The sequence below is a fragment of the Pseudanabaena sp. Chao 1811 genome, assembly GCF_027942295.1.
Classification (GTDB): domain Bacteria; phylum Cyanobacteriota; class Cyanobacteriia; order Pseudanabaenales; family Pseudanabaenaceae; genus Pseudanabaena.
The window spans coordinates 4,156,979-4,175,090 of sequence record NZ_CP101416.1; the positions used below are offsets into that span (position 1 = coordinate 4,156,979).

At 41.2% G+C, this 18,112-nt stretch carries 11 protein-coding genes; 3 read left to right on the plus strand and 8 right to left on the minus strand.

Annotated elements, in window-relative coordinates; genetic code table 11:
* Window positions 1-22: 22 nt before the first annotated feature.
* The 5 genes from NMG48_RS19050 to NMG48_RS19070 form a co-directional block, all read right to left on the minus strand.
* A complete protein-coding gene (locus NMG48_RS19050) occupies window positions 23-2,344 on the minus strand; it encodes a methyl-accepting chemotaxis protein (RefSeq protein WP_271252997.1) in 2,322 nt (773 codons plus the stop codon).
* Between the two features lie 129 nt (window positions 2,345-2,473).
* Entirely contained in the window at window positions 2,474-3,565 is a 1,092-nt protein-coding gene (locus tag NMG48_RS19055; RefSeq protein ID WP_271252998.1) for a BMP family lipoprotein, read from the minus strand.
* A gap of 513 nt (window positions 3,566-4,078) precedes the next feature.
* On the minus strand, window positions 4,079-4,612 hold the full coding sequence (locus tag NMG48_RS19060) for a chemotaxis protein CheW (protein ID WP_271252999.1): 534 nt from the start codon (window positions 4,610-4,612) through the stop codon (window positions 4,079-4,081).
* 13 nt (window positions 4,613-4,625) lie between these two features.
* Window positions 4,626-4,991: a response regulator transcription factor gene (locus NMG48_RS19065; protein WP_126386696.1), complete on the minus strand. Its 366-nt coding sequence runs from the start codon at window positions 4,989-4,991 to the stop codon at window positions 4,626-4,628.
* A gap of 44 nt (window positions 4,992-5,035) precedes the next feature.
* Window positions 5,036-6,226: a response regulator gene (locus NMG48_RS19070; RefSeq protein WP_271253000.1), complete on the minus strand. Its 1,191-nt coding sequence runs from the start codon at window positions 6,224-6,226 to the stop codon at window positions 5,036-5,038.
* 1,510 nt (window positions 6,227-7,736) lie between these two features.
* Between NMG48_RS19070 and NMG48_RS19075 the strand changes: the two genes are divergently transcribed.
* Both NMG48_RS19075 and NMG48_RS19080 read left to right on the plus strand, forming a co-directional pair.
* Window positions 7,737-12,119: a PAS domain S-box protein gene (locus NMG48_RS19075; protein WP_271253001.1), complete on the plus strand. Its 4,383-nt coding sequence runs from the start codon at window positions 7,737-7,739 to the stop codon at window positions 12,117-12,119.
* A gap of 64 nt (window positions 12,120-12,183) precedes the next feature.
* Window positions 12,184-13,254 (plus strand): hybrid sensor histidine kinase/response regulator, encoded by a 1,071-nt coding sequence (locus NMG48_RS19080; RefSeq protein WP_271253002.1) that lies wholly within the window; start codon window positions 12,184-12,186, stop codon window positions 13,252-13,254.
* Between the two features lie 27 nt (window positions 13,255-13,281).
* Here NMG48_RS19080 and NMG48_RS19085 read toward each other — a convergent pair whose 3' ends face one another.
* Both NMG48_RS19085 and NMG48_RS19090 read right to left on the minus strand, forming a co-directional pair.
* Window positions 13,282-14,667: a UDP-N-acetylmuramoyl-tripeptide--D-alanyl-D-alanine ligase gene (locus tag NMG48_RS19085; protein WP_271253003.1), complete on the minus strand. Its 1,386-nt coding sequence runs from the start codon at window positions 14,665-14,667 to the stop codon at window positions 13,282-13,284.
* Window positions 14,668-14,781: 114 nt separating this feature from the next.
* A complete protein-coding gene (locus tag NMG48_RS19090; protein WP_271253004.1) occupies window positions 14,782-15,882 on the minus strand; it encodes a hypothetical protein in 1,101 nt (366 codons plus the stop codon).
* Between the two features lie 116 nt (window positions 15,883-15,998).
* On the opposite strand from NMG48_RS19090, the gene NMG48_RS19095 reads away from it, so the two are divergent.
* Complete coding sequence (locus NMG48_RS19095) at window positions 15,999-16,781, plus strand: MOSC domain-containing protein (RefSeq protein ID WP_271253005.1); 783 nt, start codon at window positions 15,999-16,001, stop codon at window positions 16,779-16,781.
* A 419-nt stretch (window positions 16,782-17,200) separates the two neighbouring features.
* Here the strand turns inward: NMG48_RS19095 and NMG48_RS19100 are convergent, their stop codons facing one another.
* Complete coding sequence (locus tag NMG48_RS19100) at window positions 17,201-17,716, minus strand: MogA/MoaB family molybdenum cofactor biosynthesis protein (protein WP_271253006.1); 516 nt, start codon at window positions 17,714-17,716, stop codon at window positions 17,201-17,203.
* Window positions 17,717-18,112 lie beyond the last annotated feature (396 nt).

An 18,112-nucleotide genomic window follows, 5' to 3' on the forward strand; every position in this document is an offset into this window, starting at 1 on the left:
ACTTCAGGATGGGGAGTTCTCTCTATACAACTTTGAACTGCGATACGCTAACTTGTAAATCTTGCGCAACTTGTAAAAGTTCCGAGAACGATCTCGCGACTTCCTCCGATTGTTTGGAGGTCTCTTCAGCAATTACGGCAATATCCTGCATCGTTTTACCCATGTGATCGGATGTTTTGGTCTGGGTATTTGCAGCGATCGCAATATCTCTAACAATGGTATTAACCTGTTGGCTCACCGTGGCAATTTGAGTCAATTTTTCACGGGCGTTTTGTACCAGTTTTGTCCCTTCAACCACTTGCTCTGTACCAGTTTCCATCGCCGCAACTACTTCGTTAGTTTGAGCCTGAATCTCTTCTACTAACTGTTCGATTTCCGCCGTTGATGTTGCGGACTGTTCCGCAAGGTCACGGACTTCTTCGGCGACAACACTAAAACCTCGACCTTCTTCCCCTGCACGGGCTGCCTCAATCGCTGCATTGAGAGCAAGAAGGTTGGTTTGTGCTGCGAAGTTACTAATGAGGTTAACGATCCGTGAGATCTTTTGAGAGGTTTCTCCAAGGCGTTTAACTTTTTTCGCTGTTTCCGACACAGTTTCACGGATATCAGAAATACCCAAAACTGTAAGGTTCATTGCTTCATCGCCTTCTTGGAGTACCACCGAGGCAACCTGCATTCCTTGCTCAGCTTGTTTGGCTTTGATTTCTACACCTCGGCTCGATTCTGCCATTACGGTAATTTCTGCCAGCGCTGAGTTGATTGATTCTGCCTGTTTCATGGCTTCAGCAGATACCGATCGCACAGATATTTCATTACTTGTTGCCGTCTCACTCACTGCCTGCGAAACCCCTTGCACTTCTAATACAAGTTTCCGCAAGTTGCGAATAATGGCGTTATAGGAGTCAGCGATCGTCCCTACCTCATCAGCGGTTACATTTGCCCGAATCGTCAAATCACCACGGCTGACAGGATCTACTTCCATCAATAGCTCTAAGGCTCGACGTTGCAAAAATTCTTTTTCTTGTCTTTGCTGTTCAGCGCGTTCATCTGCCTCAGCCCTTGCTTCTCTTCGGGCTTTTTCTAGTCTTCCTGCTTCCTGTTGTTGTGCTTCACTGAGGTACTTAAGTTGTTCCGCCATCCCGTTGATGTTCGCCGACAAAATGCCTAGCTCATCTTCGCTCTTAACTTCCAGTCGGCTATCGAGATCGCCCTGCCCAATTTTAGCTACCACATCAGCAGCATCCTGAATCGGCTTCACACTTCGATTTACTAACAAAGTGGCAAGAAATCCAACGATTAAGGCGGTAATACCAGTTCCTGCGGCAAAGGCGATTGTGAGGTCTCTATTAGACTTAAATGCCGAGTCAACATCATTCGTAATAATTAATCCCATATTGAGATTTGGCATATTACGATAGCTTGGTAATGGACTATAAGTAGCTAGTTCCGCCTGTCCGCCAAAAGCCTCTATCAATTCTTTAGTATTTGGCTTTTTACTATTGATATCTGAGGCTAGGTCTGGGAAATTTTCTTGAGCTTGACGACCGTGCTGCGATACCTCATTCGACAGTACAATTTTCCCCTTAGCGTCAATTAAATAATATTCGTCATCCTCTTTTAAACTTCCTTCGATACTCTCACTCAGTTGATCAACAGGCACTTGCGATCGCATTACCCCAATCAGCTTGTCAGTGCTATTCTCTTTGACAGGTGCAGCCAGAAAAAAGCTGATAGTTTTATCAGTTGCTGACAGAATTGGCTGGCTGATAAATATACTACCCTTTATGGCAGCTTTGAAAAATTCACTATCTTTGATGTTAGTGTTTGGATCTTGTGTAGATGTAGAACGAATTGATGTAGTTCCGTTTAAATCAGCAAAGGCAATTAAGTTATATACTCCATAGGACTTGGCATAGTCATTTAACACTGCCTCACGTTCAGTTTGAGCAATCGATGCTTGGACTTTGCGATTCGTAATAATTGGATGGGATGCTAAGACTTGAATATCACCATAGCGCTCGTACATAAAACGATTAACCTTGTCGGAGATGGCAATAGTCTTTTGCAATTGGGTATCACGAATTCTTTCATCAAGGGATCGGCTAGACAGATAGCCAGCCACACTACCGACTACCACCACAGGGATGGTACTAATTGCCACCGCCAGCAATGTTGCTTTAGCACGCAGCGATGGCGATCGCCACCCTCGTTTCTTGGGCTTAATAGGCTCAATCAGCAGATCTGTTAACTCAGGTATCTCATCAAAGTTAGGTAGTTCCTGCCCTTGGAAAGCCTCTTTACTATTGGCATTGACTTGTTTGGGTTGGTTATCCTGTGTGAGCATAGTTTTTATTCCTGAAATATTAAAGATCTAAAAAATTTGTAGCGTTGAAGAACCTGATTGCATCCCCGTTAAGCACCAAAAACATTTCTTTAAGCATGTATTGGTAACAGCCAAATACTGAAAAGTGGTCTACTTACCCGTACTCTCAATACCCTGCACCAACTTAGTAAAGTACCATATCTGCTGTGGGGTCGCAATTTCACCTGCCTTCAGAAAAGGACTTCCATCTTGATAGTTAATTGCTCCTTTATAAAGATTAATACTGCGATCGCCTAGCCCCTTAATAAACTCCGTTAGGAACTTATCATTCTCAGGAGTCAAAGCCTTACCCTTCTCAAATCCTACCGATGAAGTGTCAATGTTATTTAAGTCCTGCCAATCGGGCTTAGATAAAACAAATTCACCAGTAAATTTTCCTTCCCTCGCTTTGACAATCTGATCTAGATAGGCAGGTCCCCAATTGTAATAGGGAACACCAATACAGATATCTGGAGCAAGGTTACAACCAGTTCTGATATCGTAATGGAGAAATTTGACTTTTTTGCCAGCTTCAACAGCCTTTTTGCTCTGTACTGACACTTCTGGAGTATCGATTCCACTCAGTACGACATCAAATCCATTGTTGTAAAAGTCATCAGTGACCTTGCTGGGATCAAGGGTTTTACCGGGAATGTTGAACCAAAATCCAATCCATGCGACTTTAAATTTTAGATCGCTCGGATTTTTCTTACGATAGTTCTGCCAACAATATTTAGCACCCAAATAACTAGCTGAAACTAATCTGCGAGTTTCATCATTACTTAGAGGTCCTACATAGCCGATTTTACCTGTCTCCGAGCTAAGGGCTGCCGAACAACCTGCAATCATTGTGCCGTACTCAACCTGCGGCATGATGTTACCAAGGTTAGGTTGGTTTTTAAAGTTCTTGCCCTCTTTCCAAGCATAATCACCACTAGCATGAATAACTGATACATTAGGATGCTTTTTAGCTGTTTCTAGAGCCTCCTCTTTAAAATCATCGGAATTGAAAATGACCAGCTTAGCCCCCTTAGCAATTAGGTCATCAGCCACCTTCGATGCTTTAACATTTGGGCGATCGCCAGGGTTGACGAGATCCACATACTGAAACTGAATATTTGATTGCTTTTCCATTACGTATTTTGTTGCCTCGTAATGGGCTTGGTTCCAGCCAGAATCATTTTTAGGTCCGACTAAAATCATTGCAACCTGAAATTTTTTTTCATCTGAGATAGAAGTTGTAGAATTGCTATTGCAAGCTCCAGCTAGAATTCCCACTAGTGCGGCTGCCCATAAGCGTTTAAAAAAAACTATAGATAAAAACTTATTAGAATTTGGTTTCATGGCAAGTTCATTCAGTTGTGTTTAGATTATATTTAGATGTTTGATGCTTTTTGATGTTGCACTTAAAGGCATCTCTAAAAATTTAAATTCAGGATCAAAGGACAAAGGGAAATTAGTACTTTTATCTTAATTTTTCAAGTAAAAAAGAATTAGTAGAAACATCTTTAAAACAGACTGACAAAGTAAATCGCCATAGGTAAAAGATATATAAATCCTAAATTAATTGTGTTTTTTTGGGTTTAGGAAAGTCTTGTGCAAATAGTAAGCTTTTTAGCAAATTAATTAAGATTACCGTCTTAAGAGATCCTATAGCTGCAATTTGATTAGTTGTAATACAAACCTAAACATAGTATGTAACCTTATTTGCAATTTCTAGGCTGATGAGGTTTGGGCGATTTGTGCGATCGCATCTCCATCAAGCACCAAAAATGTTTCGTTACTCCCATTTAGCCAATATCCTCGACAGGCTTTCATCATGGCTGGATTTGTAAATGAGAAGCCTGAAGTCTGAATTGTTGCAGTATCACACCTAATCATTTGCCCCACTTGCGACACTGCAAAGCCTAGTACGCAATCTTGACTACGCACAAAGATAATATGGCACTTGTCTTGAAATTTCCCCTGTTCATATTCCTGTGCATAGAGGGGCTTATACCCCAACATACTTGCAAGATCGACTACCCAAATTACGTCACCTCGCCAGTTATAAACCCCCATAACACTCGTCGAAATAACTGCGATCGCCGTTAACTGTGACAAATTAACCTTAACAATTTCTAGCAATTGCTGAGTTGGCAATAGGGCTTGCTGCTCAGGGGCTAAAGCAAAAGTCAAAAACTGATCCAATGATTGATTTTTGCTTTTTCTGGACAAATTTTGCTGACTGCCAATGATTTGATTTGCCACGGCGATCGCCCTCCTAATCCTTAACTAATAGTCTGATGGTACGAACTAGTTCAGCCGCATCAATTGGTTTTGTGAGATAAGCGGAAGCCCCTTGTTTCATTCCCCAGAACTTATCCATCTCACCACTCTTAGTCGAACAAAGCACGATGGGAATGTCTTTAGTCTCAGGCTTTTCCTTTAAATCACGACAGAGTTCAAATCCACTCTCATTCGGTAAAACCACATCTAAGACGATGGCACTAGGCTTTTGCTGGCTAATTTTAGTTCTCGCATCATCGCCACTAGTGGCTAAAATCGTCGTGAAGCCAGCATTTCTAAGACTACCTGTGATAATTTCAGCTTGGGTCATGGTATCTTCAACCACTAAAATCGTACTCATATCTCGATTGTTTCCTAAATTTATTTGATACTTAGGGATTATCCCTATAGAGTTTCCGCTGTTTGCAAAAACTTGCGAAGTATTTGCAAGACTTTGCTAGGATCTGGCGGTTTACTCAAAAAGTCTGATGATCCTGCCATTTTGGCACGCACCCGATCAATTACACCATCACGACCTGTCAAAATCACAATTGGAATTTCTTGAAATGTTGTGGTTTTTCGCAAAAACGTACATAGTTCATAGCCATTCGTATTGGGCATGATTAAATCGAGAAAAATTAAATCGGGCTTGCGCTGTAATAAAGTACTAACACTCTGTAGAGGGTCAGTAATACCCAAGACTTCATAGCCCAATGGTTCCAGAATCCGCCGCATCTCTATTTCCATTTGAGGACTATCATCAATGCAGGCAATTAAACCTCGGCGTGGTACTTCGCGAGACTTGCTCGTATGCTTCCAGCTAGGAGAAGACCAATCAGGAATTTCTCGGAAAGCAACAATGCCATCAATCACCAACGGTAAAAGCGATCGCATGACGGCAATCATTGAGCAATGCATGATAATTGACAAATCCCAGAGGGTATTTGTCCCATTTAAAATCTTTTTGAGACTGTTATAGGTTTTGCTAGAAATTGCATCGGCATCTAGCATCACTTGCAACTGCTCAGGATTAGCGATATAAGGTGCTATATCAAAGGAGAAGCCCTGAATCATATTCTGCACATGGGATAGACCTGCTTTGTGCCATTTATCCTGTGCTGCCACAATATTTTCTAAGGTCTGTACCGTTGAGAGCGCAACGATTGGCTTAAAAGAAAGAGCTTCTAAGGGATTCCATGATGATTTTGGTTGCTTCTGCTCACTCAGGCTATAGAAAACCTCATGAATACTTGTCTGGATAATCGCACGAGCCTGTTCAGTTGTAAGTTGATGTTCTTGAATTGCTTGTTCAATTAATCTTAGCTCCCAAGCTTCAGACTCAGGGTTAACCTGTTTTAACAACTCTTGAATGTTGATGTTGTGAGCATGTTGACGGATTGCCCTTGCTAGTCTACGCACACGATGCTTACCACCTGTTGCATATACCAATCTTCCTAAGTAAAAATATATGTTCCAACTAGGCTCTGATGCGTCCTCATCAGTTACTATCAATTCGCCAGTAGCCTGTTGAAACACTACATGTATCTGTTTCAAATCTTGAATAAACTTCGGAGTTGACTGTGTTGGTGTATCCACTGGAGAAAGTTTAGTAAGTAGCATTTACAAGAAATATTTGAAATGAGAGAATCGCAATAATTAAGGATCACTTGCTAACATGAATATTTCCTCAAAGTGTCTGTTAAATGACTCTAAAATATAACTACAGGATGTCTTTTGGGCTGAGCGAGTATCTTGCGATTTGATTTTTTGATTTGATTTTTGATATATTACTATACTATATTCCAACGATTTTAAGCTCTTATCTTAAATAATCTTTGAAGATCACTGAAAATCGTTTAAGATCCTCCAAATCCAGCTAATACTCTACCCATACGGATATGGAAAAGTCCTAAACCAGAATATAGTCTTCGTTTTTATAATTTCATAAAAACACTTATTTTTTGATTGTCTCTCTTAGTAGTTGAAGTATAGCTTTAGCCAATTTGATCAAATAATCATTATGATTCATTATAGTATAATTCCAATGATTATCTGTGTAAATCCTTGAAATATTATGAGATTTATTTGTAATCTTAAGATATTAAATAAAATCACTTTTGGATTGACCAATAAATATTCTGCTAATAATTTCCAAGTGATTAATAGCCTAATTCCAAAAAAATCACATGTTGTTTATACAATAGTATGCTCACAGTAATTACAGAAATAAACAATTCCCAAGATATATAAAGGATGACATTCTTAGATATACAAGTTGTATATTCTTGAAAATGTTAATAGATAGATTATTTATTGTTTTGGGGATTTTAAAAGATACTTAATTTACATATCGATTCCTAGTCAAATTTAATTTGCAATTAGAAGTTAGTTTATAACCTATTGCTATATATTCATAAAAATAAAAGATATTTTTGTAAATGTATTTGATCTCTATAATATCGCTATAAATTTTTGCTGATAAATTTCATTGGCACAAAGCCATAAATTTTGGGTAGCAGTCCCGCAACATATGTTGCCCTAATTTTCTAGATTTACTATCAGCAATTTCCACTATATAGCGTGTATCAATCTAATGAAGTAGAGGGTTGTGTCCGAGGACACAACCCTCTGTACCTCGCTTGAAAAGCGCTATAAGCAAAGCAACTAAATCTAAATTCTTAAAAAGTAAGTAGCTGGATGCAATTAAACATAAAGCCCAAAATCTGTAGCGCACGCTGCGCGTGCGCTACAGATTTTGGGCTTGGGTTTGCTACTTAACACAAAATATTGAGATAGATATTTTCATTTATAGATTAGTGACGATCATCGAATTATGACAATTTATACTGAAGTATTTTTGATTGTTTTTTATAAAGTTAATAATTTTATGCAATTAATCTATTTTTTTTAGGATAATTCCGATCTAAAAAATAAAGGTTAACTACCAAACAATGTCTCTTATTTCTAAATTTGAGAGTTTATCTAAGTTGTACTCCATACATTAGGATCTACAGATCGCAACATTGTCTAAAAAATCAGAAAATTAAAGTAAGATTTATTTGGGGATGTTTTGCTATATATTTTGTAAAATTTTAGAGCCGAGCCTATGTCTGCAAAAAATAGAGAAGTATCTATCGAACAGGCTATTGTGCGCGAGCCATTAACGATCGCTGCAAATGCAACAGTTGCCGAGGCGATCGCTTTAATGAGTTCAAGTGCTAAAACTTGCAACTTATTTTGTGGTATTGACTCAGAGCCAAGCTTACAGCTAGCCCATGCTCAAAATAGCTGCATTTTAGTGACAGAGGCAAATAAACTTGTTGGCATCTTGACGGAAAGGGACTTAATCAAGCTCTGTGGTCAGATTGCCAATGTTGAGCCAAATCAAAATGCGGAGGGGGTGGGGCAGAATCTCTCAGAAACAGCGATCGCTGAAGTGATGAGCTTTCCCGTTTATGCACTTTTAGAATGGGAATTCACCGATATATTTGTAGCCATTAATCGCTTTCAGCGCTATAACATTCGGCATTTACCGTTGGTTAATGATCGTGGCGAACTTGTGGGACTAGTTACCCATGAAAGTTTGCGCCAATTATTGCGACCCATTGATATGCTGCGGTTGCTGGTAGTTAATGAGGTAATGGTTACGGATGTTGTTTGTGCCCAGCCAACAGATTCGGTTGCCCGCATCGCTAATTTAATGTCAGAACATCAAGTCAGTTCTGTAGTCATTGTCGAACAGAAAAATTGTAATTTATTCCCTTTAGGAATTGTTACTGAAAGCGATATTGTTCAATACTTGGCGCTAGAGCTAAATCTATCGCAAACCGAAGCACAAATGGTGATGAGTTTTCCTGCTATTGCCGTACAACCCAAAGAAACCCTTTGGACGGTAAGAGAACTCATGCAGGAACGTATGATTAACCATATTCTGGTTACCAATGCCGATGGACAGATGGTAGGAATTATTACCCAAAGTTCTATCCTCAAAACACTACAACCAATGGAGGTTTATAAATTAGCTACAGCTTTAGAAACGAAAATATTACGTCTCGAACAAGAAAATCAGGAATTACGGAAAAGTCAGAATAAATTACCAGATAAATTGCCAGAGATTAAGACTCCCGACAGTCCAGACAATAGGCAGTCAGAAACTTCAGAGACAAACTTGGATAGCCATGACATGTTTCGTCAGTTTGCCGAGAATAGTCATGGGGTTATTGTGATCCGCGAAGTATCGGGTAAGTTGCTGTATGTCAGCCCTGCATACGAGGCTATATGGGGCAAATCCTGTGAGAGTCTCTATCAAGATCCGAACTCTTGGATGGATATCATTCATCCTGAAGATATTGATCGCGTTATACAGGCCTATACAGTTGCAGCGAATTCTGGTTACTTTAGCGAAGAGTATCGAATTATTCGTCCTGATGGAGAGACCCGATGGCTTTGGAGTCGATGTTTTCCTATCAAAAATATTGATGGAGAAAACTATCGAATGGCGGCAATTGTTGAAGATATTAGCGATCGCAAACAAGCTGAACTTGCTTTGAGAGAAAGTGAAAGTAAGCAAAAAGCCTTGATCAATGCTCTGCCAGATTTAATTTTGCGAATATCTAGCGATGGAACTTTTCTAGAGTTTATTGCAACTGATACTTTTGAGGTGTTAGGGGATGAAAGTTTAATTGGCAAAAGTATTTATAGTGATGATTTGCCATTGCGATTGACAGAAGCCCGAATGCAATATATTGCTGAGGCATTGCGAACAGGGAATATTCAAGTTTACGACCAAGAAATTACGATTAATGGCAAACTTCACATTGAGGAAGTTCGGATTGCAGTTTGTGGAGAGAATGAAGTTTTAGTCATTGTTCGAGATATTAGTGAGCGCAAAAGTACGGAAATCGCTTTAAAGGAAAGTGAACAACGATTAAAATCGAGCGAATCTCTGTTAAGTGGGATGTTTGAACGCTCGGTTGTGGGCATGGCAATTACTGATATGAATGGAAAGTTCGTGAGGACGAATCCCTTTTATCAAGAAATGGTTGGCTATTCGGACAGTGAATTGAAAGAGATGCGATTTACTGACAATATGCTGCCTGAAGATATAGAAGAGAACTTGCGATTGCGAAACCTTGTTTTGTCGGGGGAGAGTGAAGGCTACCAAATGGAAAAGCGACTCTTACATCGCGATGGTCACGTCATTTGGGTAAGAACCACAAGTTCGATTATTGTAGATGATACAGGCAGTCCACCCCTATTCATCGGCGTAATTGAAGATATTAGCGATCGCAAACAAGCGGAAGAATCTCTACAAAGTCTCGTTGAAGGTGCTAAGACCCACACAGGGGAGAGATTTTTGCCTGCATTAGTAGAATATATTGCCAACGCTTTAGGGGTTCTCCATGTTTCGATTGGCAAACAACATAATGACTGTCTGGAGTTAATTGTCGTTTGGGCAGATGGGCAAATACAGGCTCCATCAATTATTCCTTTAAAACACTCTCCCTGTAACTTAACTATTTCTGAAGGGAAGTTTTTCTGTGCTACAAATTTACAACAAAAGTTTCCTGAATGCGAATTCATTAGAAGTTTGGAAGCAACTTCTTACTTTGGGATAGCAATTACGAATAGTAAAGGAGAAACTATCGGCAATCTATGTATTCTTGACGACAAGCCAATCAGAAATATCCAGCGTGCAAATGCAATGCTACAGGTTTTTGCCGCTAGGGTCAGTGCTGAACTCGAACGACAAGAAGCGATCGCCGAGCTTTATCAACTCAATCAGCAATTAGAATCAAGGGTTGAGCAGCGTACTCGTGAACTTAAATATGCTAATCAGCAACTAATTGTGGAAATGGCAGAACGCCAAAAATTAATTGCACTGGTGGAAAATAGCACTGACTTTATTGCTTTAGCTGATAGTGACGGACGTATAAACTATGTCAATAGCGCAGGTCGTGAATTATTAGGGCTTCCATCGAATCACCAAACTCTGACACTCTTTGATCTCCACTTCCCTGAAGACCATCCAGAAGTAAAGCGAAATATCCTTGATGCAGTTGCACAGGACAGCACATGGGAAGGGGAGTTTCGTTTGCGCCACTATCAAACCCATGCAGTAATACCAGTCCTATTTAGCGCATTTCCTGTACAAAATTCATGGATTGATGAGACACTTTCCCTTGCCTGTATTGTTAAGGATATTAGCGATCGCAAGAAAGCTGAAGAAATAGTACTTCAAACTAATGAAGAATTAATTCGGACGAACAAAGAGCTAGCTCGTGCTACGAGGCTAAAAGATGAATTTCTTGCCAATATGAGTCATGAATTGCGAACTCCCCTGAATGCCATTTTAGGAATGTCTGAAGGTCTACTATCGAGTGTGTTTGGGGATATCAATGAGCGACAAAAGCGATCGCTATCACTGATCGAAACTAGTGGTAGGCATTTGCTAGAGTTAATTAATGACATCTTGGATGTTGCCAAAATCGGCGCAGGCAAGCTCAAACTAGAAATTCACTCCGTTGCGATCGAGCATCTATGCAAGTCGAGCCTGAGCTTTGTAAAGCAAATGGCAAACCAAAAAAATATTCAATTGAGATTGTCGATCCAGCCAAACTTAGGGACAATTACCGTAGATGAGCGACGCATCAGGCAAGCCTTGATCAATTTACTGAGTAACGCTGTAAAGTTTACGCCAACGACTGGTCAGGTCTGTTTAGAAGTCAAGCTAGTCCAGACAGAAGACTCAGACAACCATGAATTTCCCTATACGCTCATTTTTTCAGTAATTGATACAGGTATTGGGATCGCTCCTGAAAATCTCAATAAATTATTCCAAACATTTGTTCAGATTGATAGCAGCCTGAGTCGCCAATATACGGGGACTGGGCTAGGCTTAACATTAGTCAAGCAGATTGCAGAGTTGCATGATGGTCGAGTCAGCGTAACTAGTCAAGTTGGGCAAGGTAGTTGCTTCTCTATATTACTGCCCCACACAGGTAAGATCCGATTACCCAAAGCATTACCTTCTAACTATCCTTTGACAAATAGTAGTAATGCTAATGATTTAGAGGAGAATTTAAATTATGACTTAGAAATTGATCTACCAATTAATCCTTTAATTTTGTTGGCAGAAGATAACCCCACCAATACAGAAACCTTTAATGATTATTTGTCTAACCGAGGCTATCGCCTGATTTTGGCAACTAATGGTCAAGAAGCTATTGATTTAGCGATCGAGCAGATTCCTGACTTGATCCTCATGGATATTCAGATGCCTATAGTAGATGGCTTAGAGGCAATTCAGCAGATTCGGGCAAACCCTAAATCTCGACATATTCCGATTGTGGCTTTGACCGCTTTAGCCATGCCTAGCGATCGCGATAGATGCTTTCAGGCAGGAGCCGATGAATATATCGCAAAACCAGTTAAACTAGCGCAACTAGCTATTATCATTCAACAACAACTAAAAAAAGTTAGGACTTAGGTACGATACTTCGCACCATACATCCTAAACTGCCATAAGTGAAATAATTGTTTAAGATCAAGTTATGAAAAATTCTCCTTCTATTCTGATTGTCGATGACGAGCCAAATAACTTTGACGTGATTGAGGCACTTTTGGATAGTGAAGATTATGATCTCAATTATGCTTCTAATGGATATAAGGCTCTAGAGCGTCTAGAAATATTTCAGCCTGATGTCATCCTCTTGGATGTCATGATGCCAGAATTAAATGGAATAGAAGTATGTAAAAAGATTAAGGCAAATGCCCAATGGAAGGCAATTCCCATCATTATGGTCACAGCGCTAACGTCAAAAGAAGACATGGCGCAATGTCTAGATGCGGGCGCTAGTGATTTTTTAAGCAAGCCTGTTAATGGATTAGAGCTACGGGCAAGGATCAAATCGATGATTCGGATCAAGCAGCAATACGATGATCTCGAGACTCTCCTACAGATGCGTGAAGATATGGTGCATATGATCGTCCATGATTTACGCAATCCTCTAACAACGATCTTGCTTTCCGCCGAACTTTTGAGTGATCCATATTTACCTGAATCCCGCAAACCCGAAAAAATTGAACGGATTGCCCGTGGTGGTCATCGTCTGCAATCTCTGATTGACAGTTTGTTATTAATGGCAAAGATTGAAGCTGGCAAGATGGTTCTGAAATATACCAGTGCCGATCTCAATCAAATGTGTTTGGCTTTGGTTGAAGATTTTGACGCGATCGCGACCCAAAAGAAATTAAAATTAGTCCTCAATTTACCTGACAAGAAGTTAATAAATATTGATTTACCCGTATTTAGACGGATTCTCGATAACTTACTATCTAATGCGATCAAATTCTCGCCAGCCAATAGCGAAATTACAATTAGTGTTGAATATCCTGACTCTGGTGGCGTAAGTATTAGCATGGCAGATCAGGGTGTGGGGATTAGTGAGGACATGAAGTCCGTAATTTTTGAGAAATACGAAATCGGTACACCCATTCAAAACACGTCCCAATTGGGCTTAGGATTAGCATTTTGTAAGCTCGCGATCGAGGCGCATGGTGGCAGCATTGCTGTGCAAAATAATGAGCCAAACGGATCGGTTTTTACGATCGCAATCCCATAAAAGCATTGCCTAGCAATGCTTTTATGGCTATTGCCAAGTTTTGCGAAAAGCTTCGACAACGCGATCCATCCCGACCGATCGCGAAGCTTTAAAGAGAATCCGATCGCCACTTTCGACTTTTTGCAAAAGGGTTTGGGTAATTTCCTCGTAGGACTGACAGGAGATCGCATATTTGAGGGAGCCATTTGCACCAGCGAGAATAGCATCGGCTTCCCCATCCGCTAAAATGATTGCCCCCTCGATGCCCAATTTACTAATCGATTCACCGATTTGACGATGTAGCTGTGTAGACATCTCCCCTAATTCCTTCATTGTGCCGAGAACTGCCCAGTGACGTTTAGCGGGCATATCGGACAATTGCCGCAAAGCTGCCAACATCCCCTCTGGGGAAGCATTGTAGGTTTCATCAAGAATAGTGACATCTTGGGGTAATTGATACAGTTGCGCCCTACCAAAGGGGAGATCAAGTTTCCCAATTCCTTGTCTGGTCTGTTGCCAATCGAGATTTAGAGCCTTGAGAACTGCTAAGCCTGCCAAAAAATTCAAAGCATTGTGACGGCCAGGTAAGGGCAGATCCCATGTTAAACCTTCAACATGGAGTTGATCGTCGATCAGTTCGCCATTGACATCGCCAACACCAAGCCCGTAAGTAATCGTTTTCCCTTGCCAAACCTTGCTAGCGGTTTCTAGTAATAGGGGATTACTAGCATTAAGAATTGCGGTTCCATGAATGGGAGTCTCCGCCAGCAGTTCACATTTAGCTTGGGCGATCGCCTCACGGGAGCCTAATCTGCCAATATGCGCTGTGCCAACATTGGTAATCACACTCACCGTTGGTAAAGCCGTTCTGGCGAGACGCTCGATTTCCCCTAAACCACGCATCCCCATTTCTACGACCACAAAATCATGCTGCTCTGGGACGATCGCCAATAGCGTTTGGGCAACCCCAATATCATTATTATGATTGGCTTGGCTTTTATGGACTTGCTTATTTGGTGCGACATAGCAAGCCAGCATACTCGCAATTATTTCTTTAGTTGTCGTTTTACCGACGGAGCCTGTCACCGATACAACGGGGCGCAAAAACTGCGATCGCCACCATCGTGCCAAGTCCTGATAAGCCGCAAGCGTATTACCTACCGCGAGTACAGGTAATCCCTGTGCTGCTGCTGAATTTGCCCACTCCTGACTAACGATCGCAGCCACTGCCCCTTGGGCGATCGCTGCTGCCACAAAACCATGACCATCAAAATTTTCGCCAGTTAATGCCACAAATAACTCACCAGCTTTGAGCTTGCGACTATCGGAAACAACGCCCCTTACCTCTGTGTTGGTTTGTGCATTTTCATCAATATTAGCTACTGTTGCCGATGTAATGGCGATCGCTTGGCTAATCGTACAAATAAAGGTCATGCTTGATTTTTTCTGTTCTTAGCTGTTCTGTGCTTACGATATAGCGCTTGCTGCTTTGTGAGTGAAAAGCAAAAACTTTTACCCACAAAAAAGATATCTTCAGCTCTACTATTATCAGGCTTCAGGCAGCACATCATCACCAAACATTTCGCCTAAAGCAATAAGATAGGGGTCAAATACCTTGACATGCTGCTCATCGAGACAACTGTGAATTTCCTGATTAAGTAACCTTAGCAAGGTACGCACCAGTTCCCAACTCACTTTTAAGGGAGGATAAAGCATAATGCAAAGGGGGAAAAGTTCTTGCTGGATTGCGGCTACATTTTTTTCCAGTACGCATAGACAGAGATAAACTTGAAACATTTCAATATCACGCAAACTAGAGATCCGCACCTGTGGTGAACTTAACTCCCCGCTATAGCACCGATAGTCAGAATACATAATTAGGGTTTTTTGAGAAACTTGACGAGCAATCTCGCTGGTGAGGGGTAGTAGTTGGCGCACTGATTCCAAGGCAATATCGTTATAGTCCAAATTTGCGGCGGCTTCGTAGGCTCTCTGCAATGGCATATAAAGATGATCGTCAATCACTTTGAAGTAGGAGTTCACCACCAATTGCTCTAAAGGGGGCAGCGAGTTCATCAGTATTTGTCCACTGTAATGAAACTGCATACTCACAAACCCAAGAATCCGAGGGTCTTCGGATGTATATTTTTGGCGAATTTGTCCAACCGTAGGCGCGATCGCTACTGACAGTTGCCCAATTGTTGGTAATTGGGTATAGGTTTCCATTTTTAAATTTTGTCCATCGACCAACCAATCTATCTCCACCAAGCGATGTTCAGCATTTGCTGTATAAACTTTGAGCGCTTGATCTAACAAAATCCGTGAGTCAGTGGCAATCTGCCAAGGGTCGATTAGGTCTGGAGAGATGCCGTGAGATTTTAATTGTCCAATTAGGAGATTCTCCGTTTTTGCCCAAGCCTGAGCGCTAGAAAAACGTAAGGATTGCAATAGATTGGCTGCCGTTGAAGTTCGCCTTTCTGGTGATAGAATTTCTGCCAAATTATTAGACTGAATCTCTTGTTTGGTAGAGTCCCCTTGTAAATTTTGAATATATTTTTTCGCCCAAATATTTGCGAGCGAAGGAACAGAGGCATTTGTATTGCTATTAAAATCCTGCGCTAGACTATCTATAAGAGTCGGTCTAATCATTTGGGTTCCGAGAGTAAAAGATTTTGTTAAATTAGTCACATTATATTTGCTCTTTCTCAGATAGTTAAGGTTTCGTTAAACTTTTATCAAACTACCATTGGATTATAAGAATTTTTATGGCAAGGCTGAGTAGGATTTTGATTTTTCCCATCAAGTCTCTCGATCCGATCGCTTTAAATGAAGTAGAGATTTCTGCTGGCGGAGCGTTAAAAGGCGATCGCGAGTTTGCCATGTTTGATCGGCAGGGGAAATTCGTCAATGGTAAGCACAATCCCAAAATCCATCTCATCCGAGCTAGCTACAATTTAGGCGATCGCCAAGTTTCTCTACAGATTCAAAACCAGAATGCAGTATTTACATTCCATTTAGATCAACAAAGAGAAGCTTTAACTAATTGGCTCAGCGAATTTTTGGGACAAGCCATAGATTTACGGCAAAATACGATGAATGGATTTCCTGATGACCCTGACGCATGGGGTGCTACGGTTGTCTCAGAGGCATCTCTCAAGACTGTGCAAAGTTGGTATCAGCAACCCAGCATTGATCTAGAGCAAATACGTCGCCGCTTCCGTACTAATTTGGAAATTGCTGATACAGAAACATTTTGGGAAGATCAATTATTTGCTAAGTCGGGGGAAACAGTTCCCTTTCAGATTGGCGATGTTCAGTTTCTTGGTACAAATCCCTGTCAACGCTGCCCTGTGCCCACTCGCGATGTCTTTACAGGGGATGTTTATCCTGAGTTTCAAAAGATATTTACCAGATTTAGGGAATCAAGTTTACCTAATAATGTAGAGCGATCGCGTTTCAATCATTTCTATCGTTTTGCCGTCAATACGCGCATCCCCTTAACGGAAGCAGGCAAGATTCTCAAATTGGATGATTTTGTATCTAAGTGATGTTACACGGAACGAAGAGCGCCCCTCATCCCCCAACCCCTTCTCCCGCAGGAGAAGGGGAGCAAAACCCATATTATTTTCTTGTTCCCCTCTCCTACGGGAGAGGGGCTAGGGGTGAGGGCTTTGGAAAACTTCAACGTAACATCAGTATCTAAGCAAAAAGTTTCAAGGGATCCGCCCAGCCCCTCTTTTTAAGGGCGTTAATATACTTGACACACTGCGCAGATTTTTACCCCCCTCAGTCCCCCCTTTCAAGGGGGGAAGTCTAAGTTCTCCCCCTTCCAAGGGGGAGTTAGAGGGGGTTTTAGAGATTTGGTGCGTCAAGTATGTTAATGCCTTTTTAAGGGGAGTTGGGCGGATTTAGATAATTCTTAAATAGTTGCTTAGAGAGTTGCGGCGCAACTCTCTTGGGCTTTTGATTAATGTAAACCCTTTAATTGACGCACTAGATGAATAATTTCTGGCAAAATTAGCTGCTCGATCGCTAACTTCACAGCATTACTTGAGCCGGGGAGTGAAAACACTAATTTCCCTCGATAAATCCCTGCCTCCGATCGCGAGGCAATCGCCCTAGAGCCAACCTCTTGCCAACTTAGATAACGAAACATCTCACCAAAGCCGGGCAAGGTTTTTTCGAGCAACGCGGCGATCGCATCGTAGGTTGTATCTCTTGGCGCAATCCCCGTCCCACCATTGAGAATGATTGCGTCAAGATCAGCGATCGCGGACAAATGGTGCATCTGTTCACGAATCTCATCAGGTTCATCTTTGACAATGGCGTAGTAGTCCAGTAGATGTCCTGCATTGATCATTGATTGTTTGATAAAGTTACCGCTTTTGTCGTTTTCTGGTGTGCGCGTATCGCTAACGGTAATCACGGCAAAATGAACTTGATAGGACGGTGGATCTGGACAAGGGTTTTGAGACGGTTTCATTATTTTTAAATCAATGTCTATCTATTTCAGTATGGGCTAAAAAAACTGCGATCGTTAAGAGTATGTTTGAGAAGTTTTTACCACCTCTAACTCCCCCTTACAAAGGGCATTAACATACTTGACGCACCAAATCTCTAAAACCCCCTCTAACTCCCCCTTGGAAGGGGGAGAACTTAGACTTCCCCCATTTCAAGGGGGGACTGAGGGGGGTAAAAGCAGAAATTTATGCTAAACAGGATACTTCTCAAACATGCTCTAAAGTTACGAAGAAACATAGGGATTTGGATGTTAGCCTGTGCTTAGCTAAATCTAACATGAGTTCAATAATGCCATTTTCCGCCTTCGTCGAACTAACGTTAAATCTAGCATCATTCGCCAATTTTTCAGCCGACATGT